The sequence below is a fragment of the Pseudomonas brassicacearum genome, assembly GCF_003732265.1.
Lineage (GTDB): Bacteria > Pseudomonadota > Gammaproteobacteria > Pseudomonadales > Pseudomonadaceae > Aquipseudomonas > Aquipseudomonas brassicacearum_D.
Genome location: NZ_MOBK01000244.1, coordinates 1 through 500 on the forward strand (window position 1 = coordinate 1; position 500 = coordinate 500).

A 500-nucleotide genomic window follows, 5' to 3' on the forward strand; every position below is an offset into this window, starting at 1 on the left:
TTCGTCGCTTTGTTGGTGTCCGGCGGCCAAACGCAGCTGGTTCAGGTGGATGGCATCGGCCAATACAGCCTGCTCGGCGAGACGCTCGACGACGCCGCCGGCGAAGCCTTCGACAAGACCGCGAAGATGATGGGCCTCAATTACCCGGGTGGCCCGGAAATCGCCAAACTGGCCGAGAAGGGCGTCGCAGGACGTTTTACCTTCCCGCGTCCGATGTGCGATCGCCCGGGTCTGCAATTCAGCTTCAGTGGTCTGAAAACCTCTGCGCTCAACGCCTGGCAGCAGTGCGTCAGCGCCGGGGACGACAACTAGCAAGCCCGTTGCGACATCGCGCGGGCGTTCCAGCAGGCCGTGGTGGAGACTTTGACCATCAAGTGCAAGCGTGCCCTGAAACAGGCCGGCATGAAGCGTCTGGTGATCGCTGGCGGCGTCAGTGCCAATAAGGCCTTGCGCGTCTCGCTGGAAAAGATGCTCGGCGACATGAAGGGCGACGTGTTTTA

At 61.8% G+C, this 500-nt stretch carries 1 pseudogene; it reads left to right on the forward strand.

Annotated features, from left to right (window positions below):
- A pseudogene (locus BK660_RS31075) lies at window positions 1–500 on the forward strand (tRNA (adenosine(37)-N6)-threonylcarbamoyltransferase complex transferase subunit TsaD); the annotation flags it as partial.